Genomic DNA, 21,965 nt, shown 5'->3' with positions numbered 1-21,965 from the left:
TAAGTTTTTAACAATTGCCATTCTTGTCCTCTAAAGTAGAATTTTTATTTTTTATTAGCATTATAAAAATTTAATGCTTTAGAAAATTTAAAACTAAAAAAAGCGTCTTTTCCTTCATAGTGAATGACTTTTACAGAATCTGAAATATCATTTAAAAAAATGATCTCATGAAAATCTTTTTCGCGTAATTGTCTTCCGTTAATAAGATAATATGAAACGATTTTAGTTTTTTCGACTTCACTTAGGTGTTCGATCTCTTCAAGCTCGATATTGCTATTTACACCTTGTTTATTGCTTTCGTTTTTACAATTGAAAACAAGTAAACTAATAAAAATAACGAAATATCTTAATTTTATTTTCATATTAAATTATTTATAAAACCTCGTCTATAATTACGCAAAACTCAACTTCCACACCGCCATAAGTAACATCTAATCTTACCTCATCTCCAACAGCTGTTCCTGCGCGTTGACACATGACATTTACTATAATTTCGTCTCCTCCGTCCAATGTAAGTCTTCCTGTTCCCGTTTCATTTAATTCTATAACGTTCGTTGTAAAAAACAAGGATGGCGAACTTGTGTATGATGCAATTTCTATTCCTGGTTCACCATACGGCCCGTTACTTGCATTTGGAAAATACTGCGTATTCAGTTCGCTTTCCGGAATTACCGTTTGATCGTTATTTGCATTATCGAGATATGAAAAACCTTGATAGTTACATTGCGTTTCATTAGTTGCATCGTTGTTAACATCATCATCATTGTTGCATGATGTAACTGTGCAAAGTAAAATAATTAAAAAGTATATGTTTTTCATCTTAATAGTTTAAAAGGGATATATAATTACCATATCCTTGGTTGAATGTTGATATTAAATCCAAATTTCCTGCACTAATATCATAAATGTGCAAACCGTTTCCATCGGTTACATAGGCGTAAATTCCTTTAACAACTATACCACTTGCGTTCGTTAGCACAACACTATCAATAACCTGCATGGTGTTTAAATCAATCATTTTAATACCATCAAAACCGGCATTATATGGCGCTGTTAAGGTTGGAGACATCGTTATAAATGCATAATTATTATAGATTTCTAAAGCAGATGGATGCCCGCCAATATTTAACACGCTTAATTGATTAATAGCTGAAGCATTGACTTCTAACTTTACAAGTTTTTGACCTTCCACGTTTGCTAAATAAGCATACTGCCCATCATTTTCAATTCTATCAAACCTATTTCCTACTAAAGATGTCCAAAGAACAGAAACGTTGCTTGGTAAAAAAGGAAATGTAAGATTAAAATTATAACCAATCTTATAAGCGGACGCGCCTAAACCGTCTAATAAAACTAAATAATCGTTATTCATGTTTGTAACACAAAAACCACCATGAGCGTCACCAATTTCTTCCATATCATTAGAAGCCGTTACAAACAATTTATTTCTAGAATGTTGGTCTGTTAACACCACTTTATTATCTAACTTAATAGCCTCTGTTAAAATAGTATTGGAGGTACTTTTTGATGTTGTAGCCGCTACATAACTACTTTCAGGATTAGTTATATTTATGGTGTTTAAATAAGGTTCTGTAGCATCTGTTTGTCCTACTATAGCAACACTCTTGTTGATAACTTTAACATAATGACTTGAAGGTAAACTTACGTTTGTCGCTAAAGAAGGAGATAAAGGATTTGTAACATTTACAACTTTAAGGTTTGCACCATCTGTAATATAAACAAACTCATTATAACTAACAACCTCATCTATAGTTACACACATCTCTCCGCTCATTTTAGTGGGATCGAAAGGAGCTCCAGGAATATAATCCCCTGAAAATTCGATTTTAACCGCATCGCCAACTTGTGATCCACCAATAATGGTATTTGTTACAACATTGTTATTTTGAGGATAAGGTGTGCCGTCCATTACTAAATAACTTCCAGCCGTACTATTGAAATTTTGATCTAAAGTAGAAGTATCGCCCGGTTGGATAGCAAAAGTGTAAAAATCCATTGTTGGTGTAGATTGCACACTATACATATGATAATAATCACCATCTGGATGTCCTGTTACATATTGAACAACTACTAGAGAATTATCAAAATGTAAATTAAGATCATTTGTCCCATTGGTTTCGTTTAAATACATACCTTGCTCCCCTACTTCACAAGGATTATCTGGATAAGAACCCTCTCCATTTTGATTACTACAGCCAAGAAAGGTTGCAATAATTAGAAATAATACTATTTGTATATTTTTCATATTTTATATATTATTAATCTTCAATTACGCCTAAAGTACCTTGATAATGTCCTGAAATTAATTCACCTGCAGCGTTTACAAACGTGTAATCTACATCTATCGTGCTATTTGTAGGGTTTACGGTATCTAAATTCATAGCGTTTATAGTAACAGAATGGCCCATTGAAGCTGGTTGAAATACCGTACTATTTTGCTCATTCCCTTCTCCAAATTCTATATTAGAACCGCCTACATTTAGAAATGTTTGTGGTATAGATGAATCTACTTGTAAGTCTATAACTACATTAGAATCGTTAGCAGAAGCTATATATGTATTTCCCGCCGATGGCGGAAGCCCAGTATTTAAACTAGAGTTAACGGAAACCTCAATACTAAGGGCAACAAATTGTGTTGTATTTACCGATAGTAAAACCTCATCGGTGGTACCATTTATGTTTGTATCGTTGTCATACATTCTTCCGTTTAAAAAAAAGAATGTGTAATAATCTGGAACACTTGGATAGGCATCATTATCGTCGATATCAATCTCTATGTAAGCATTGGAGGTTTCATAAAAAGTAGGGTTCGTATTGTCTTGATGATATGTAAATCCATCTTGAGTAATTGTTGGATCTACAGGATCAGGCGTAACAGCATCATCGTTACTATCACAACTATAAGCTGTTATTGCTAATAGTATTAAAAGTGTTTTTATTTTTTTCATGAGTTGTTTTTAATGGTATTCATTAATTTTTACACAAAATTCAGCTTCAAGACCGTTAGCAGTTACGTCAAAGCGCATTTCTTCATTAACAGCACTTCCAGTGCGTTGACAAGTAACGTTAACATTGTGAATGGTACCGCCAATACTTAAACGGCCAACTCCAGATGCATTTGCATCAACGACTTCTGTAACAAACCAGAAATCTCCAGGGTTAGCTGTATCATAAATTTCAACTTCGGGTCCATTGGACGATGTGTGGAAAAAATCAGTGGTTAATTCCGAATCAGGAATTAATGTTTGAGTATTGTCATTGGTATCTAAAAAAGTAAAGCCTTGATAATTACATACGTCTATATTTGGTGCTGCATCATCATCATTATCGCAATTAAAAAGTACGAGTGTAAAAGCTAGTAGTATTAGAGTTTTCATTGTTGTTTTTAAAGTTTTCATAGTTTTCATTTTTAAAAATTTATTTATTTATTTATTTATTTATTTATTTATTGACCGAGCGCTATAAAGTTTCCAAATCCAGCAGCTAAAGTTGCCTGTAAAAGAAAATTATTTCCGCTAACATCATAAATATGCAATCCATCAGCATCGGTTACATAGGCTTGATTATTATTTAAGGCAATACCGCTGGCTTGGTTTAAGGGTTTCATATCCACCAATGATAAAGTTGCTAAATCGTACATTTTAACACCATCATAACTTGCTTGTAAAGGCGCGTTGCTACTAGCTTTCATCGTTACAAAAGCGTGACCATCATGAAGGGCAAACGCCGTAGGGTAACCATTTATTAAAACTTCGTTTACCAACGTTAAAGTAGCCGCATCAAATTGCTTTATTTTTTTATCAATTGTATTTGCCACATATAGATAGGTGCCATCTGTTTCAACCCAACTATGGTATTGACCAAAAGGTGAATCGGCGTAAGAAGCAGCATCAATATCTGAAGTATTTGATGTTCCAGTTAGTACCGGATTTCCTGGTGTGCTAACGTTATAAGAATGTAAACCACTTGCTTGATCAATAACGAATAGTTCATTTTGAATTTTTGTTAAACTCATAGCGTCTGCGCCTAAATTAACTTGTAAATTAAAGTTGGAATTAGCTAAATCTATAACGTAAAAGCCGCCATAGGTGTCCGTTAAATAACCAATATTATTAATCGTATACATATCGCTTAATAACCTAAAAACAAGTCCACTATTTTTAGGAACCGTTTGTGAAACTACTGGTGCATTAGCATTACTTAAATCTATTAAACTTAAATAAGGAGCGGTAGCATCATATTGCGCTACATAGGCAACATTTGGAGATACACTTACAAAATATGATGTATTAACTGCTAGGCTACTTACAAATGTTGGTGCGGTCGGTACAGCCACATCAATAATTTTTAAGTCATTCCCATCAGTTATATAAGCATACTGTGGTGTGGTTGTACTTCCTGAAGGATCAGAAGAGCTATTGTCACTACAGCTAAATAGTAATGAAAACACTAGTGTGAAAAATATTGGAATTTGAATTTTCTGGGCTGTTTTCATAATCATTTGTTTTAAGATATTTTTTTGTTTGACATGTTTGTCATCCTTATATCCAATAAGCTGAAAATTGTTACCCTAGAATTACATATTTATTTTTAATTTGATGATTTTTTATATTTTTTCATCAGTTATGCCATCACAATCATCATCAATACCGTTTTTAAAATCTATAGCATACGGATGAATAGCGCTATTGGTATCATCACAATCTAAAGAATTAAAAACCCCATCAGCTGGCGATTGCACTTGAGAACCATAGCCATCTCCATCGGCATCAATATATTTTATATCATCAATATCTATTTCGCCATTACAGTTATCATCTATACCATTCCCAACAATTTCATCAGCTAACGGGTTTATCATATCACTTCTATCATTGCAATCAGCATTATTATACACCATGCCGTCTGGAGCAGGATCACCAAAGTTTATTTCATAAACAGCACCAGAATTTGGGTCTCCAAAACCATCATTATCATAATCTTTATAAAAAGTAATCCCGAAAAGTCCGTTGCAGTTTTCATCTATTTCATTATCGGGAATTTCTGTGGCTCCTGGATTAATGTCTGCGTCTTTGTCATCACAGTCTGATCTATTACCTACGTAGTTTGAAGGCGCATCATTTATAGTAAATCTTTCAGAAACATTAGGGTTTCCATATCCGTCTCCATCATTATCGAAATAGGAAGTCTCAAATCCATCACTGCAGCCTGAACCAATAACAAATACCGCTCCTACTAATAACAGGGCTGGTAAAATTGTTTTAAACATGTGCTTTTTCATAGTTTTAAAAATTAATTATTTGTAATTTATTTTGCTTGTAAAACTTATAATAGAAATATACCGCAATCACAATCAGACAAACCCCTATAAATTGTGAATGTGAGAGTCTATTCTCAATAATAAATCCGCGGTCGTCACCTCTAAAAAGCTCTAAAACTCCTCTTCCAAATGCATACAGCATTAAATAGGTAAGAAATACTTGACCTTTAAATTGTTGTTTTCTTTTAACAAAAAATAGAAATAACATAATGGCGATGAGCAGGCTTACTTCATACAATTGTGTGGGATGGACAGATATGTTATGTGTTGTGGGAAACACCAAGCCAAAACCACTTTCTGATGGTGAACCATAACAGCAACCGGCAGCAAAACAACCTAAGCGACCTATTGCATGAACTATAGTTGTAGTTATCGCAAAAATGTCTAGCATGGGTAATACGGGAATTTTATGTGTTTTTAAATACCAAATTATATATGGTATGATGACCACAAATGAGCCATAAAAAACGAAACCACCAGAAAAATTATCTGTTAGCATACTTGGATTTTGTATATATAATAAAGGATCCTGTAAATAGAAAAATAACTTCCCACCTACAAAGCCAGCCATAAAAATAAAATAGAAAAATGAGTTTGGTAGGTTTCTAACGCCTAATTCTCGTTTGGCTCTCCATTTTGTGTAAAGCGCTGCAATTAAAGACCCTAATGCGATTAAAAAGGCATAAGAAAATACAGTAATTTCCTGCATACCAAAAAGGTTTGATAGAAATTCGGGTAGTGAAAAATGAAATAATTCGGGGTACATTTATATATTATCTTGTATGATCGTCTTCCTAAACCCTAGTCAAAATAAAAAAAATCGTCAATCATAAAGTTGTCATGACGATTTACAAGTTTCCGACTAATAGAACATACAAAGTAGCTTGTAATGCAAAGCTTACAATTTGTTATTAAAGGAACAGAAGTTTTCATATAACAAAAATGCGCTTTCATTCTACGAAGTGATAATTTGTGCTGTAATAAAAAACAACTTATGTTTGTGCAACTTTTAAATAGCACCATGGAACAACAGATAATAAACCTTTTAATGTACACCATTCCAGCAGTTATTACTGGACTGGTTACTTTCTATTTTTTTAAAGAACACACTAAAAATGAAGATGGCCGTCGTCGGTTTTTACTTCATAAAGACATGCAGGCTAACGCCATGCCTATCCGGCTACAAGCTTATGAGCGTATGGCACTTTTTCTTGAACGTATCGCGCCATCCAAATTATTAATTCGCGTAACGCCACTCTCGGCAAATAAGGAGGATTATGAATCTCTACTCATTCAAAATATAGAACAAGAATTTGAGCACAATTTATCGCAGCAAATTTATGTAACAGATGAGTGCTGGAATATTATTACTGCTGCCAAAAACGCGACAATTCAATTAATAAGAAAAGCAACGTTGTTAGAACAAACTGATACGGCAAACAAATTACGCGAAGTGGTATTGACAGAAATGATGGGAAAACTCCCACCTAGTGATGCCGCTTTATCATTTATAAAAAAAGAAGTTGGTGAAATGTGGTAATCTAATCCTATTAAACTAAAATTTATTTTTGATGTCTTTCTTCTGCATAATCATAGCCTTGCTGCCACCATTTTGTCATTAAACGTTTACTGAAAATTAATGAGTTTTCCGTTAAGCTTGACGGTGTATAGTACAAATTAAGCTTTACACCTCTATTCTTTGCTGCTAATTTCCCGATAATAATATCATTACGTTCTACTTGGTTTAATAAGTGCCCGAATAAGTTAATCATTAATGAAAACGGGTTTTTTCCAAGCACCTTTTGATGCTCAATATTTTCTGCTTCTAAAATTATAGCATCAACTTCCGTGGCTCCGCGGTTTATAGCTTCCCGAATAGGAACCACACAGCCCAAACCACCATCAGCATATTCAAAACCATTTACTTTTGCTATAGACATAAATGGAATATAATTACAGGAAATCCATATCCAATTACAAAACTCGTCGTAGCTATAATCTTTAATCGACTTATATTCTACCGAGTTTTTAGATAGGTTTGAAACCGTTACAACCACTTCAATATCATCCTTTCGAATTTTATCATATTCTTCTTTAGTGAAATTGCGTTTAATATGTCGCTTTAAAGCTTTACTTTCCCCAAACGTGCGTTTTCTACGAATAAATTGCCAAAGTGAATTAACAAAATCGATAGACACATACTCCCGATCACCTTTTTTTCGTTGTATAAAGGGACTAACACTAAAAATATCATGTTGCTGCACGTTGGTATACATATCGTAGAGCTTCGGAATATTATTAACCGCGAGATGCGGAATTAATAAACTGCCAGTAGATGTTCCCAGATACATATCGTAGGTCCGACCTTCGTTTTCCTTTAAATATTTTGCTACGCCGCCAGCATAGGCACCTTTACTGCCGCCGCCGGATATAACTAATGCTCTCATTCTTGATTTGGTGTTGGTGTTGGTGTTTCTACTTCCAGTCCTAATGGACTCGTTTCTTGATTTTTATACTTTGCGAAATCAAAACCACTTTGCCACCATTTGGTCATTTTTTGCTTATCGAAAACTAAAGAATTCGTTGTTAAGACTGTTGGCGTATAGTAAAAATTAATTATCACATTTTGATTGGTAGCCACAAACTTACCAATTCTAACATTCTGACGCTCTATTCTGTCCAACATAAATGCAAACATGTTCGTTAATAAAGAAAAGGCATTTAGAGATGGCATTCTATTAAACGAAGTTACTTCGGTTTTCAATATAACAGCATCAATGGTTGTGGCACCGCGCTTAATAGCCTCCTCAATAGGCACCATGGAACCTAAACCACCATCTGCATACTCGCATCCATTCTTTTTAACTAATGTCATAAATGGCGTGTAATTACAGGAAATCCAAATCCATTCGCAAAATTCATCATATGTAAAATCTTTAATGGATTTATATTCTACTTGATTTAAAGATAAATTAGAAACCGTAACCACAACATCTCTGTTCGAAGCTTTTAATTTTTCAAATTCACTTTCCGATAGTGTTTTCCGAATCAACTTTTTTAAATTATAGCTTTCACCAAAAGTGTTACTGCCACGCAATAAGTTAAGAAGTACATTGAAGTGATTAATACTAATAGTTTCAACACCCTTTTTCTTTTTAATGTAAAACGGACGTCTATTAAAAATAGCTTTCTGATCTACATTTGTGTAGATTGTTTTTATTTTATCTACATTTTTTAATGCCAAGTGCGACACCAATAAACTCCCTGTTGATGTACCTATGAATAAATCATAATCATGCTTTTTCTCCTCAATCAAATATTGCGCTACACCGCCTGCAAACGCACCTTTACTTCCTCCTCCTGATATTACTAATGCTCGCATATTTATTGATTTTTTAAAGTTAAACGCTGAATAATAGCGTCGTATTTTTCATTATTCGATAAAACTTCTAATACGTTTTTGGCAAACGATTTAAAGCGCCAATTATGATGATGGGTGGCAGCAATTAAATTACGCAAGGCTGGCTCTGTAAAAAGATTCAACGAACTTAAATACGAAAACGCGCCTTGCCGAACTTCAAAATTATAATCAGCTGACGTGTATAACACCAATTCATCAAAATATTTTTGCTTATTCACATCCTCATAGTCAGGTGTAGAAAGTGCTAAAACCAGCCAAAGTAAACGAACATTTTTATCATTTAATCCTTGAATCGTTTTTGTTTTATTTAAGTAAGTGGAACGGTTTTCAGGAAAATTAACCCATAAATTATACAGGGCAGCTTCAATGGTTAGATAAGATTTGTCCATTAATAAAGATTCATAATTCGTTTTGAGCGATTCTGGAATTTTTGCTAAGTTTTGCGCAATAGCCTGACGCACTTTTAAACCATCACTAAAAACGTCCGCAGTTAAACGTTCGGGAACTTGAGCTACTATTTTCGCTTTTGCATCTTCGGATAAAGGTGCCGATAAATAATAATCGCATTTTGCGTTTTTGGCTTGGCAATCTGCCATTAAAAACTCCTGAATATACATAGATTTCTCTAAACTCCCTAAAGCTTTATTATACGGAAACGTATCTGATTTTATCCATAATGCCACAAAGGTATCGAGCTTATTACCGTAAGCTTTTTCAGCTTCGCGAATAAAATCAATAGTTTCTACATTTTTAAATTGATGCGTCTCTAAATATGCTTTTATAGCTGCCTGAAAGGCAACATCACCAATTTTTTCTCGCAGCGCATGTAAAACCCAAGCACCCTTTTTATAAAAAGTGGCACTACTCGATTTCGGATTTAATACCGATGTTCCTGCTCCACCCAAATCCTGCTCCAATAACTCCTGTGCATACTCATATAATCGTGCGTAATAATAGTTTTCGCCAAAAACGTTTTGTTCTGCTAATAATGCATAATAAGTAGCAAAACCTTCCTGCAACCAATGATGCGTTCCAGATGTTTCCGTAACCAAATTACCAAACCACTGGTGCGCCAACTCATGGGCATTAACATTCACATAGTTTCTATCATTAAATGCTATAGAATCTATTACAAACGTATCAGCAAAAATAGTTAAACTCGTGTTTTCCATACCAGAATACAGAAAATCGTGAACCGGTACTTGCTTGTAATTCTGCCATGGATAAGGCACACCTATTTCGGTTTCTAAAAAATCGAATAGTTGTTTCGTATACCGATAAGTTGGTTCAATTTTTAAAGAGTCTTTAGCATAGTAATACATTTCTAGAGGAATACCACTTTTAGCTATTTCTACTTTTTTATCATATTTCCCAATAGCCAAAGCCACTAAATAGCTCGCCATAGGTTGATTCATATTAAAATTCCAAGTCGTATTATTATCATGAATCTCTTTGTTAACTAACTTCCCATTTGCTATAACTTCATAATTGGAATCAAAATCGATGGATAAATCAAATTCAATTTTATCATTCATATCATCAATACTCGGCAGCCAATTACTGGTATATTTTCCTTGACCTTGACTCCAAACTTGATTAGGCGCTTCAGAATCCCAACCTACAAAGTAGAGTGCTTTTTTAGGTGTTGCTTGATATTGAAATGTTAAGGTATTAGCGTCATTAGCATTAAAAGACGCCATTAAAATCAATCTTTTACCATCATTTTTATATGTAATTTTTTTTCCATTCAGAAAAACATTTGAAAACGTCATATTTTGAGCATCTAGAAAAATAGAGTCTGTTTGCTTTAAAATATCAAAAGTACAGGTAACACGTCCGGAGATACTTTTAGTAGAAACATTAGGAACAATAAACGCTTTAATTTTATTAAAATCCACATAATCCGACTGTTGCGCGCTAACAAAAGATATAAAGAAAGAAAAACAGAATAAGAAAAGGAGTTTCATAAAGTTATTTGGGTCAAAGACTGCTCCAAAATACAAAAAATGCATTTTATCAATTGCTTAAAATAACTTAAATTCGCCTTTATGACTACCAATCTACAAACCCCCATCGATTATTTAAAAGGCGTTGGTCCTAATCGTGCCGATTTACTGCGGAAGGAACTTGGTATTCATACCTATCAGGATTTAATTAACTTATTCCCAAATCGCTATTTAGACCGCACGCAATACTTCAAAATTAACGGCTTACAAAGTAATAATGCCGAAGTTCAAGTTGTTGGTAAAGTTATAAAATTTGAAGAAATAGCTCAAAAACGTGGCAAGCGTTTAGTTGCCACTTTTCAAGATGAAACAGGTACTATGGAATTGGTTTGGTTTCGTGGTCAAAAGTGGATTCGGGACAATTTAAAACTCCAAACACCTTATGTCATTTTTGGAAAAACCAATAGTTACAATGGCAGGTTTAGTATGCCGCATCCCGAAATGGAACTTCAGGAAGAACATGAGGCCAGTTTGCGCTCCGCCATGCAACCCATTTATCCATCCACTGAAAAGTTAAACAATAAAGGAATAACGAACCGGATGGTTAATAAAATCATGCAACAATTGTTTGTAGAAACAAAAGGCCGATTTATTGAAACACTCTCTCCAGAAATTTTGGAAAGCGAGAAATTAATATCTAAAAGTGAAGCGCTTTTCAATATTCATTTCCCCAAAAACCAAGAACTTTTGGCGCGTGCACAATACCGATTAAAGTTCGAAGAATTGTTCTATATACAATTACAATTAATTCTTAAGAACCTCATTCACAAGTCGAAAATAAAAGGTCTTCCATTTGATAAGGTTGGCGAGTATTTTAATAGCTTTTATAAAGAGCATTTACCCTTTGAATTAACCAATGCCCAGAAGCGCGTATTAAAAGAAATCCGTCAAGACTTAGGTAGCAAAGCACAAATGAATCGTCTTTTACAAGGCGATGTTGGCTCTGGGAAGACTATTGTCGCCTTCATGGCAATGTTAATAGCACTTGACAGCGGTTTTCAAGCCTGCTTAATTGCACCAACTGAAATTCTGTCAGTACAGCACTACAACGGACTACTAGAGTGGTGTAACAAATTAAATATCAGCATTAAAATACTCACTGGATCAAGTAAGACTTCAAGTCGACGAGAAATTCATGAATCGCTTGAAAATGGCGAATTACAGATACTAATTGGCACACATGCTGTACTGGAAGACAAGGTGAAATTTAAAAACTTAGGCCTTGCCATCATCGATGAGCAACATAGATTTGGTGTGGAACAACGTAGCAAATTGTGGCGAAAAGGACCTCAAAGCTCTCCTCAATCCACCGAAAATGAAGCTTCACAAAACATCATTCCACCCCACATTTTAGTTATGACCGCTACGCCAATTCCGCGCACATTAGCCATGTCTGTTTATGGCGATTTAGACATCTCGGTTATCGATGAATTACCTCCGGGAAGGCAAGCCATAAAAACAGTACATAGATATGATAACAACCGATTAAATGTATTTGGATTTATCCGTGATGAAATAGAAAAAGGGAGACAAATTTATATCGTTTATCCACTTATTCAAGAGAATGAAACAATGGATTACAAGGATTTAATGGATGGGTATGAAAGTGTTTCTCGCGATTTCCCTCAGCCTAAATATCAGATTTCAATCGTTCATGGAAAAATGAAAGCAGCCGATAAAGATTACGAAATGCAACGTTTTATTAAAGGTGAAACACAAATAATGGTTGCAACAACTGTAATTGAAGTCGGCGTAAATGTACCAAATGCCTCCGTTATGATTATTGAAAGTGCAGAGCGCTTTGGGCTGTCTCAACTACATCAATTACGAGGCCGTGTAGGTCGTGGCGCCGAGCAAAGTTACTGTATTCTCATGACGAGTCGGAAATTAAGCATCAACAGCAAAACACGTTTAGCAACAATGACTCGGACCAATGACGGTTTTGATATTGCTGAAGTAGATTTAAAACTCCGTGGACCTGGTGATATTATGGGAAAACAACAAAGTGGCGTCCTCAATTTAAGAATAGCCGACCTCATCAAAGATGGTGATATTCTAAAAACGGCGCGTTACTGCGCCAAACAGCTTTTGGATAGCGACCCAACCCTATCCAGACCCAACAATAATGCTATACTGTTTACTTATCAACAAATGAGTAAATACAAAAACATCTGGAATTATATATCTTAATTCTATCCTAGAAATAACCAGCCTTAAAAAAAAAAAATATCACAATTAATAATACCTTTCCTTAAACTAAATTAATATGCCATTAAACATTGTACTTATAGAACCCGAGATACCCAACAATACTGGAAATATTGGTAGATTAGCTTTAGCATCTGGGTCCAATCTTCATTTGGTAAAACCCTTTGGTTTTGAAATTAGTGATAAACGCTTAAAACGTGCTGGCTTGGATTATTGGCAACATCTAAATATTTTTTATTACGATAATTTAGAAGATTTTTTTAGCAAAAATAAAGATGCTAACATGGCTTTTCTATCAAGCCACGGTCAAAAGAATTATTGGGACATCCCGTATCAGGACCATCTATTTTTAATATTTGGTAAAGAATCTGTGGGCTTATCAAAAAAAATATTGGAAAACCATGAAGATAAACTATTTAAAATACCTTTATACAGTAATCATGTTAGAAGTTTAAATTTAGCAAATGCCGTTAGCATTGTTGTTTACGAAGGAATTAAGCAGCTCCATTAATATATTATAATCTTAATTTCTGGAGTTTACCCTATGCCATGACTCATTAACAAAGTTATATTTTAGATTTATTCATAAAAAACTAATACTAATCCACACAAAACATTAGTAATCAAAGTGATGACATTCTGATTAAGATATTTTTTCATTGAGATTCTAAAGATTTACGTCAAAAAATGCACGCCTTCAACCAACTTCACTTCTATTTGCAATTTAATACACAAATTCACTAGCATTGTTTGAATGCTAGTTCCAATATTTTATCTTTGCAAACTTAATTAACCCATGATTCATGAAGATTTCTTACAACTGGCTTAAACAATTCATAAAAACGGATTGGAATCCAGAACAAATTAGTGAACTTTTAACCGATTTAGGACTTGAAGTAGAAGGTCTAACCCCTTATCAATCCGTAAAAGGCGGTTTGGAAGGTATTTTAATTGGCGAAGTACTGACTTGCGAACAACATCCAAATGCAGACAGGCTAAAGATTACAACCGTTAATATTGGTAGCGACGCACCATTACAAATTGTTTGTGGCGCACCAAACGTTGCTGCAGGACAGAAAGTACCTGTTGCCACTATTGGAACCACGTTATACACGGAAGAAGGCGAAGCATGGACCATCAAGAAAGGCAAAATTCGCGGTGAGGAAAGTCACGGGATGATTTGTGCTGAAGATGAACTTGGTTTAGGAAAATCCCATGACGGTATTATGGTATTGGATTCAAAAACCATAGTTGGCTCTTTAGTTTCCGAATTATTTAAAATAGAAAATGATCATGTTTTTGAAATTGGGTTAACGCCAAACCGTTCAGACGCCATGAGTCATTTTGGTGTCGCTCGTGATTTACGTGCTGGATTTACCCAAAAAGACATCAATACTGCTATTATAACCCCATCTATTAGCGCCTTTCAAGTAGATAATCGTTCTCTAAAAATAGATGTTGATGTTTTAGATAAAAATTTAGCACCTCGCTACTGTGGCCTAACCATATCTAATATAAAAGTTACAGATTCACCAGCATGGATACAAAATCGTTTAAAAGCCATAGGCATTACACCAATTAATAATGTGGTAGATGCTACCAATTACGTGCTTCATGAACTTGGCCAACCTTTACACGCCTTCGATGCTAATAAAATTACAGGTAATAAAATAGAGGTTAAAACACTACCTACAGGAACAAAATTTATTACTCTGGATGGTGTTGAGCGTGAATTACATGAGGAAGATTTAATGATTTGTAATGCCGACAAACCCATGTGCATCGCTGGTGTTTACGGCGGTATAGATTCTGGTGTTAATGAAAACACATCAAGTATATTTCTTGAAAGCGCCTATTTTAATCCTATAAGCGTAAGAAAAACAGCCAAGCGACATGGTTTAAACACCGACGCTTCGTTTCGTTTTGAACGTGGTATTGACCCTAACATTACAGAGTATGCTTTAAAACGTGCCGCGCTATTAATTACAGAAATTGCAGGTGGGTTGATCACAAGTGAAGTTATAGATTTTTACCCAAATAAGTTTGAGGATTTTCAAGTCCGTTTAAGTTTTGAGAATACTAAAAAAATAATTGGACAAGAAATCCCTCAAGATACCATCAAGAGTATTTTAATTTCTTTAGATATAAAAATTAATAACGTTACCGAAACGGGATTAGGCCTAACTGTTCCGGCATACAGAAACGATGTACAACGAGAGGCAGATATTATTGAAGAAATCTTGCGCGTTTACGGATACAATAATATAAAAACCACAGAAAAATTAAATGCATCAATTTCAAACACCTCCAAGTTTGAAGATTATAAATTACAAAATATTATCAGTAATCAGTTGGTTTCACAAGGTTTTTATGAAACGCTAAACAACTCATTAACCAACCCAGAGTATATTGCGTTGAATACTGATTTAAAGGCCGAAAAAAGCGTAGTAATGCTAAACCCTTTAAGCACTGACTTGAGTGTTTTAAGACAATCTATGTTGTTTTCTGGGCTGGAAAGCATTAGTCATAATGTAAATCGTCGTCAAGACGATTTAAAGTTATTCGAGTTTGGAAAAACATATCATAATTACGCAGATAAGCGTGAAGAAAAGAAGCATTTATCCATATTAATAACAGGAAATCGTCATGATAACCGTTGGAATACAGAAAGTAAACCAAGTGACTTTTTCTATTTAAAAGGAACCATTGAAACGATTTTTGCACGTTTGGGCATAAAACGGTTAAAAGCAACACCAGCAAAATCTGATGCCTTTAGTGAAGGTGTTATATTATCATTTGGCAAAACGAAATTAGTGGAATTCGGAATGGTTAAAAAATCCATTCTGAAACATTTTGGTATTTCGCAGCCGGTACTGTTTGCTGATTTTAATTGGGATGATGTTTTTGAAACTGCTAAGTATAACCGTATTTCTTTTACAGCTATCTCCAAATACCCAGAAATTCGTCGTGATTTCGCTTTACTAATTGATGATTCTGTTACCTTTGAAAGTATTCATACACTAGCCAAACAAGTAGAAAAGCAGTTATTAAAAAACGTGAATTTATTTGATGTTTATCAAGGTAGTAATCTGCCTGAAGGTAAAAAGAGTTACGCGGTGAGTTTTACTTTTCAAGACGAAAACAAAACATTAACGGATAAGCAAATAGATAAGATTATGGCCAAACTACAAGCCAGTTTTGAAAATCAGTTAGGTGCAGAGCTGCGCTAAATAAACAAAACATAAATGCAATAAAAAAGCCTCGAATAAATTCGAGGCTTTTTTGTCTTTCAATAAGTTAAAAATATTTTATAATACTTTAACGTTTATTGCATTCAATCCTTTTCTACCTTCCTCTAAATCGAATTCAACTGCATCACCTTCGCGCACTTCATCAATTAATCCAGAAATGTGAACAAAATGTTCTTTGTTTGTGTCATCTTCTACGATAAATCCAAATCCTTTAGAATCGTTGAAGAATTTTACTGTTCCTTTACTCATTGTAATAGTTTAAAAATTTTAATAATACACAAATATAATTATATAATTGAAGTAAAGGACTTATTACGACTATTTTTTATTTAACGGAAAAATAACGTGATGGAATGAGTAAGATTTTTAGCTCTTAAATATAGCTGAAAGCTAGATTTTAGAACTGTTATTTCATACCTTTAAAAGTATAAATAAATACTCACATTACTATGGATTCAGATTATAAGAAAATTTATACCGGCAGTTTTATTATTGCTCAACTAATTGTAAATAAGCTTGATGCTTTGGGCATTTCGGCTATAGTAAAAGACGAAACAGAATCTGGTAGATTGGCTGGTTTCGGACCTACTATTGCTGGGTCCCAAGATATTTATGTGAATATTGAAGAGCTACCCGAAGCAATAAAAGTTGTGGATAATGTGAATTCAGAACTCAATGCAAATTAAATGTTTTATTAAAATATAAAACTCAAAAAAAAATCTCTAGCAACGCTAGAGATTTTATTATTATTATTATTATTATTATGCTGTAACAGTATACATTTTCTCTCGCATTTCCTTAATCTTCGGATCCTGCATATATTCATCAAAGGTTGTATATCTATCTATAATACCATTTGGTGTTAGCTCCACGACTCTATTTGCAACAGTTTGCGCAAATTCATGATCATGGGTTGTAAATAATATTGTACCCTTAAAATTTGTTAGCGAATTATTAAACGCCGTAATACTCTCCAAATCCAAGTGGTTTGTTGGTTCATCTAACTGCAATACATTTGCACGCATCATCATCATACGACTTAACATACAACGTACTTTTTCTCCTCCAGACAATACATTAGATTTTTTCAGAGCTTCTTCGCCACTAAAAATCATCTTCCCAAGGAATCCACGAATATGAACTTCTTCGCGCTCTTCTTCAGTTTTAGCCCATTGACGTAACCAATCAACTAATGTTAAATCATTTTCAAAAAACTCACTGTTGTCAAGTGGTAAATAAGATTGTATGGTTGTTATTCCCCAATCAAATTTCCCTGCATCCGCTTGATCTTTATTATTTAATATTTGATAAAACGCTGTTGTTGCCCTAGAATCTTTAGAATAGATAACAACTTTATCACCTTTATTCAAATTCAAATCGATGTTACTAAATAACACGTCACCATCTAGAGAAGCTGAAAGACCTTGAACATTTAAAATCTGATCGCCAGCTTCACGCTCACGTTCAAAAATAATAGCTGGATAACGACGACTAGTTCTTCTAATTTCAGAAATATCTAGCTTATCAATCATTTTCTTTCTACTTGTTGCTTGCTTACTCTTAGCAACGTTAGCAGAAAATCGACGAATAAACTCCTCTAATTCTTTCTTCTTATCTTCAGCTTTCTTATTTTGTTGTGCATGCTGTCTGGCCGCTAATTGCGATGATTCGTACCAAAATGTATAACTTCCAGAAAAGTGCGTTATTTTACCAAAATCAATGTCGGAAATATGTGTACAAACTGAATCTAAAAAGTGTCTATCGTGAGAAACGACAATGACACAGTTTTCATAATTTGCTAAAAAATGCTCCAACCACGAAATAGTTTCATAATCCAAATCGTTGGTAGGCTCATCCATAATTAGCACATCTGGATTACCAAACAAAGCTTGGGCTAAAAGCACACGCACTTTTTGCTTCCCGTCTAAATCCTTCATCAAGGTGTAATGATGTTCCTCCGATATACCTAAATTAGATAGCATAGCTGCCGCATCACTATCGGCATTCCAACCGCTCATTTCCTCAAATAAGACCTGAAGTTCACCAATTTTCTCGGCGTTCTCATCCGTATAGTCTGCGTAAAGTGCATCTATTTGGGATTTTAATTTATATAACGGCTTGTTTCCAATAATTACGGTTTCCAAAACCGTATTCTCATCATGCAAGTTGTGATCCTGCTCTAAAACCGACATACGTTTGCCTGGCTCTAAATGAACGTGACCCGATGTGGGGTCTTGTTTTCCAGAGATAATTTTTAAAAAGGTAGATTTCCCAGAACCATTGGCTCCAATAATTCCATAGCAATTACCATTATTAAACGTGGTACTTACTTCATCAAAAAGGACACGCTTGCCAAATTGAACCGATAAATTTGAAACTGATAACATTTATTACTTTTTAATTTTTGCAAAAGTACTAAAAAGCCTCCATAAGCCGAAACAAAACCAACTATATTAATATTTAACAAGGTATTAACAAGATGTGGGTAGTACAACTTTTACATTTGTGAACTAAGACCGCTTTTTTAGATTACCCCAACTATGAGAGAATTCAAACTTGTTTTTACTTTAATTGCATCTACTTTAATTTTGATATCTTGTGAGAAAGATTCAAAAATTGAAGAAGGCGCAGCTTATTTTGGAGGAGAAGTTGTAAATCCAAGAGAAAATTTTGTTATTCTTTCAAAATCTAAAAAAGTATTAGATACCGTTTTTCTTGATGAAAGTAACCGTTTTTTATATAAGGTAGCAAATATGGAAGAAGGGCTTTACACCTTTCGTCTATGGGCAGCTGAGGGTTTAGAGTATCAAATGGTTTTATTAGAACCTAATGATAGTATCATATTTAGATTAAACACCCTGGAGTTTGATGAATCTTTAGTTTATACAGGTCGTGGCGCCAGAAAAAACAATTATTTAATAAACCTTTTTCTAGATGGCGAGGCGGAGGATAAAGTAGTACTTGGTTACAGTCAATTGGCACCCCATGAATTTGAGCGCCGTTTAGACTCTATTCGAAATCATAAGTTTAACAAGCTTAAGAAGTTTAATGTAAAAAATCCCACATCTGATATTTTTAATAATTTAGTTGAAGGTAGTATTAATTACGATTACTATTTAAGCAAAGAAGTCTATCCTTTTGTAAATTATGCTAATTCTGAACGCGCCAATTTTGAGGCACTTCCAAGTAATTTTTATGACTTCAGATCGGAGATAGATTACGACTATAGCGAATTGATGGATTTTTTTCCATACTACTCCTTTTTAAAACATCATTTTGAAAACATGGCGTTATCCGAGCATTTTAAAAAATCGGATGATACAGTACTTGACGTTAAATCCAAGAACTATAACCTTATCAAACTCGATTTAATTGATAGGTTAATGATCAATGATTCCATTAAAAATAGATTATTAGCGCAGACTGCTTTTGAGTTTATTAGTAAAAGTAAAAATACGGATGAATACGACGAAGTTCTAAACTCTTACACGGCTAAAAATACGCATGTGGAAAATGGCACGTATATTACCGAAATGGTTAGTTCATTAAAAGCATTAAAAACAGGAAGTTTTCTACCAGAAATCAGTATTTTAGATTATAACAACAGAGAGTTAAATTTAAAAGATGTTATAAATAAGCCTACTGTGCTTTATTTTTGGTCAAATACATATAGCTCTCACAATGATAGCCATAAAAAAGCAGAGGAATTAAAAGTGAAGTATCCTGAAGTTAATTTTATTGCTATCCATGCTACTACTAATAAACAGCAGGAATGGAAGAGTCTTATTTTGAAATATAACTATTCTAAAGACAACGAATTTATTTTTAAAAATCCAGAATTAGCCAAACAAAAATTAGCTATTTCACCTATTAATAAAGTTATGATTATTGATAAAAAAGGCAAAATCGTTAATGCGCATACTAATATGTTTTCTATTATGTTTGAAGAGGAACTTTTAGGCTTACTCAATCAATAGAAATTGCAAAATATTAACAACAAAAAAGCCTTAACAAATATAATGTTAAGGCTTTTTTATTCTATAAATTCTTTAGCTTAATTACCTTTCTTAAAATCTTCAAGAAACTTCGCTAAACCAATATCCGTCAATGGATGTTTTAACAACCCTTCAATAGCACTTAAAGGTCCTGTCATGACATCGGCTCCTAATTTAGCACAATCGATAATGTGCATAGTGTGGCGCACAGAAGCAGCTAAAATTTGAGTTTCAAAGCCATAGTTATCATAAATATGACGAATTTCAGAAACAAGATTTAAACCATCTGTAGAAATATCATCTAAACGACCAATAAAAGGCGACACATAGGTTGCTCCTGCTTTAGCCGCTAATAACGCTTGCCCAGCTGAAAAAACCAATGTTACATTCGTTTTAACACCCTTATCAGAAAAATACTTACAAGCCTTAATACCATCTTTAATCATTGGTAATTTAACCACAATCTGCTCGTGTAAATCAGCTAACGCTTCACCTTCACGAACCATCCCGTCATAATCTGTAGCAATAACTTCAGCACTCACATCGCCATCTACAATATTGCAAATATCCACATAATGCTTCATAATATTATCGTGTCCGGTAATGCCTTCTTTAGCCATTAAAGATGGATTTGTTGTTACACCATCCAAAACTCCTAAATCTTGGGCTTCGCGAATCTGATCTAAATTTGCTGTGTCAATAAAAAATTTCATAAGTAATAGTTTGTGTCACTTCTGCAAAAACAGAAATTATTAATAAATATTAGTGTCCTAAATCCTTTGAATAAAGGATTGTAAAATTACAATTTATAATGATTCATAAGTAATTTTTCATAAATTTTATCCGGCAGAATACGTTTGAGAACAATGGAAAATTTCTGCATAAACTCGCCTACTTTATAATGTACTTTAGGATTTGGCGAATTTATAATTTGATGAATTGCCTTCGCCATTTCTAACGGATTTTTCCCCGCATCAACATGCGAATCCATTAACTTTAACGACGTTCCATATTGATTTTTGTAAGGCGAATTTTCTAAAACAGGTGCATGATATCGTCCCGAAGCAATATTGGTAGCAAAATCTCCAGGCGCCACATTAGTCATTTGAATATTAAATGCCTTCACTTCCATTCGGAATGCCTCTGTAACGAGTTCCAAGGCGCCTTTGCTAGCGCTATAAATACCACGATAAGGCAATCCCATATAGCCAGCAATAGATGTGACATTGATTATTAAACCCGATTGTTGCTTACGCATTTGTGGCAATACCGCTTTTATAACATTGATAGGTCCGAAAAAATTGGTTTCAAAATTATTTTTTATTTCTTGTTCTGGAATTTCTTCTATTGGCCCCGTAATACCAACGCCTGCATTATTAATAACCACATCCAACCTACCAGTTTTTTCAATAACTATTTTTACTGCTTCCAATATGGTTTCAGTCTTAGTAACATCCAACCCTATTAGAGGAAAATTATTAGCAGTATATTTTTCTGGAGAACGACTCGTGCCGTAAACAGTAAATCCTTTTTGAGTTAAATAATCGCCAACCGATTTTCCGATTCCCGATGAACCGCCTGTAATCAAAACAACTTTAGACATACGTTTTTCGTGTGAAATTTAAGATCGTAAAATTAAGAATGAAATATGGAATATGCTATAAAATGAAAAAGATTTGTAAACTAACCGTCTACAAATCTCATTTATATAAATCCTTTCATATTTGGAAAGGAAAAGTAAAG

The 21,965-nt window shown here is 34.0% G+C and carries 21 protein-coding genes; 6 read left to right on the top strand and 15 right to left on the bottom strand.

Going from position 1 to position 21,965, the window contains the following annotated elements; translation table 11 throughout:
- Positions 1 to 44 precede the first annotated feature (44 nt).
- From BZARG_RS11535 to BZARG_RS11500, 8 genes are all read right to left on the bottom strand, one after another.
- On the bottom strand, positions 45 to 362 hold the full coding sequence (locus BZARG_RS11535; RefSeq protein ID WP_008638575.1) for a hypothetical protein: 318 nt from the start codon (positions 360 to 362) through the stop codon (positions 45 to 47).
- A 10-nt stretch (positions 363 to 372) separates the two neighbouring features.
- Positions 373 to 819, bottom strand: a complete 447-nt coding sequence (locus tag BZARG_RS11530; RefSeq protein ID WP_008638592.1) for a hypothetical protein — start codon at positions 817 to 819, stop codon at positions 373 to 375.
- Position 820: 1 nt separating this feature from the next.
- The gene (locus BZARG_RS11525) at positions 821 to 2,266 is read right to left on the bottom strand and encodes an LVIVD repeat family protein (protein ID WP_008638560.1); all 1,446 of its coding nucleotides are present in this window, start codon (positions 2,264 to 2,266) and stop codon (positions 821 to 823) included.
- A gap of 13 nt (positions 2,267 to 2,279) precedes the next feature.
- Positions 2,280 to 2,969 (bottom strand): hypothetical protein, encoded by a 690-nt coding sequence (locus BZARG_RS11520; protein ID WP_008638587.1) that lies wholly within the window; start codon positions 2,967 to 2,969, stop codon positions 2,280 to 2,282.
- Between the two features lie 9 nt (positions 2,970 to 2,978).
- Positions 2,979 to 3,419 (bottom strand): hypothetical protein, encoded by a 441-nt coding sequence (locus tag BZARG_RS11515; protein ID WP_083823849.1) that lies wholly within the window; start codon positions 3,417 to 3,419, stop codon positions 2,979 to 2,981.
- 47 nt (positions 3,420 to 3,466) lie between these two features.
- Positions 3,467 to 4,516, bottom strand: a complete 1,050-nt coding sequence (locus BZARG_RS11510) for an LVIVD repeat-containing protein (RefSeq protein ID WP_008638583.1) — start codon at positions 4,514 to 4,516, stop codon at positions 3,467 to 3,469.
- A gap of 111 nt (positions 4,517 to 4,627) precedes the next feature.
- On the bottom strand, positions 4,628 to 5,302 hold the full coding sequence (locus BZARG_RS11505; protein WP_008638538.1) for a putative metal-binding motif-containing protein: 675 nt from the start codon (positions 5,300 to 5,302) through the stop codon (positions 4,628 to 4,630).
- A gap of 4 nt (positions 5,303 to 5,306) precedes the next feature.
- Positions 5,307 to 6,050: a prolipoprotein diacylglyceryl transferase gene (locus tag BZARG_RS11500; RefSeq protein WP_050807309.1), complete on the bottom strand. Its 744-nt coding sequence runs from the start codon at positions 6,048 to 6,050 to the stop codon at positions 5,307 to 5,309.
- 312 nt (positions 6,051 to 6,362) lie between these two features.
- On the opposite strand from BZARG_RS11500, the gene BZARG_RS11495 reads away from it, so the two are divergent.
- Complete coding sequence (locus BZARG_RS11495; RefSeq protein ID WP_040288598.1) at positions 6,363 to 6,881, top strand: DUF7935 family protein; 519 nt, start codon at positions 6,363 to 6,365, stop codon at positions 6,879 to 6,881.
- A 22-nt stretch (positions 6,882 to 6,903) separates the two neighbouring features.
- On the opposite strand, the gene BZARG_RS11490 is transcribed toward BZARG_RS11495, so the two are convergent.
- From BZARG_RS11490 to BZARG_RS11480, 3 genes are read right to left on the bottom strand one after another with little or no spacing between them, the layout of a single operon-like run.
- On the bottom strand, positions 6,904 to 7,788 hold the full coding sequence (locus BZARG_RS11490; RefSeq protein WP_008638532.1) for a patatin-like phospholipase family protein: 885 nt from the start codon (positions 7,786 to 7,788) through the stop codon (positions 6,904 to 6,906).
- Entirely contained in the window at positions 7,785 to 8,723 is a 939-nt protein-coding gene (locus BZARG_RS11485; protein ID WP_008638602.1) for a patatin-like phospholipase family protein, read from the bottom strand. Before BZARG_RS11485 ends, BZARG_RS11490 begins: the two co-directional genes overlap by 4 nt.
- A gap of 2 nt (positions 8,724 to 8,725) precedes the next feature.
- Entirely contained in the window at positions 8,726 to 10,729 is a 2,004-nt protein-coding gene (locus BZARG_RS11480) for a M1 family metallopeptidase (protein ID WP_008638608.1), read from the bottom strand.
- An 81-nt stretch (positions 10,730 to 10,810) separates the two neighbouring features.
- Between BZARG_RS11480 and recG the strand changes: the two genes are divergently transcribed.
- The 3 genes from recG (at position 10,811) to pheT (ending at position 16,206) form a co-directional block, all read left to right on the top strand.
- The gene (gene recG, locus BZARG_RS11475) at positions 10,811 to 12,958 is read left to right on the top strand and encodes an ATP-dependent DNA helicase RecG (protein ID WP_008638567.1); all 2,148 of its coding nucleotides are present in this window, start codon (positions 10,811 to 10,813) and stop codon (positions 12,956 to 12,958) included.
- 76 nt (positions 12,959 to 13,034) lie between these two features.
- A complete protein-coding gene (locus BZARG_RS11470; RefSeq protein ID WP_008638536.1) occupies positions 13,035 to 13,487 on the top strand; it encodes a tRNA (cytidine(34)-2'-O)-methyltransferase in 453 nt (150 codons plus the stop codon).
- Between the two features lie 292 nt (positions 13,488 to 13,779).
- Complete coding sequence (pheT, locus tag BZARG_RS11465; protein WP_008638615.1) at positions 13,780 to 16,206, top strand: phenylalanine--tRNA ligase subunit beta; 2,427 nt, start codon at positions 13,780 to 13,782, stop codon at positions 16,204 to 16,206.
- A gap of 78 nt (positions 16,207 to 16,284) precedes the next feature.
- Here pheT and BZARG_RS11460 read toward each other — a convergent pair whose 3' ends face one another.
- Positions 16,285 to 16,476, bottom strand: a complete 192-nt coding sequence (locus tag BZARG_RS11460; RefSeq protein WP_008638599.1) for a cold-shock protein — start codon at positions 16,474 to 16,476, stop codon at positions 16,285 to 16,287.
- A 200-nt stretch (positions 16,477 to 16,676) separates the two neighbouring features.
- On the opposite strand from BZARG_RS11460, the gene BZARG_RS11455 reads away from it, so the two are divergent.
- On the top strand, positions 16,677 to 16,913 hold the full coding sequence (locus tag BZARG_RS11455) for a DUF2007 domain-containing protein (protein WP_008638594.1): 237 nt from the start codon (positions 16,677 to 16,679) through the stop codon (positions 16,911 to 16,913).
- A 75-nt stretch (positions 16,914 to 16,988) separates the two neighbouring features.
- Here BZARG_RS11455 and BZARG_RS11450 read toward each other — a convergent pair whose 3' ends face one another.
- The gene (locus tag BZARG_RS11450) at positions 16,989 to 18,614 is read right to left on the bottom strand and encodes an ABC-F family ATP-binding cassette domain-containing protein (RefSeq protein WP_008638545.1); all 1,626 of its coding nucleotides are present in this window, start codon (positions 18,612 to 18,614) and stop codon (positions 16,989 to 16,991) included.
- A 153-nt stretch (positions 18,615 to 18,767) separates the two neighbouring features.
- Here BZARG_RS11450 and BZARG_RS11445 point away from each other — a divergent pair, with 153 nt between their 5' ends.
- A complete protein-coding gene (locus BZARG_RS11445; RefSeq protein ID WP_008638551.1) occupies positions 18,768 to 20,204 on the top strand; it encodes a TlpA family protein disulfide reductase in 1,437 nt (478 codons plus the stop codon).
- A gap of 77 nt (positions 20,205 to 20,281) precedes the next feature.
- Here BZARG_RS11445 and fsa read toward each other — a convergent pair whose 3' ends face one another.
- Both fsa and BZARG_RS11435 read right to left on the bottom strand, forming a co-directional pair.
- Positions 20,282 to 20,935: a fructose-6-phosphate aldolase gene (gene fsa, locus BZARG_RS11440; protein WP_008638579.1), complete on the bottom strand. Its 654-nt coding sequence runs from the start codon at positions 20,933 to 20,935 to the stop codon at positions 20,282 to 20,284.
- Between the two features lie 86 nt (positions 20,936 to 21,021).
- Positions 21,022 to 21,825 (bottom strand): SDR family oxidoreductase, encoded by an 804-nt coding sequence (locus BZARG_RS11435; RefSeq protein ID WP_008638566.1) that lies wholly within the window; start codon positions 21,823 to 21,825, stop codon positions 21,022 to 21,024.
- Between the last annotated feature and the right edge of the window lie 140 nt (positions 21,826 to 21,965).

The organism is Bizionia argentinensis JUB59 (genome assembly GCF_000224335.1).
Taxonomy (GTDB): domain Bacteria; phylum Bacteroidota; class Bacteroidia; order Flavobacteriales; family Flavobacteriaceae; genus Algorimicrobium; species Algorimicrobium argentinense.
Note: the sequence above shows the minus strand (reverse complement) of the source record. Positions and strands in the feature narration are given on the sequence as shown.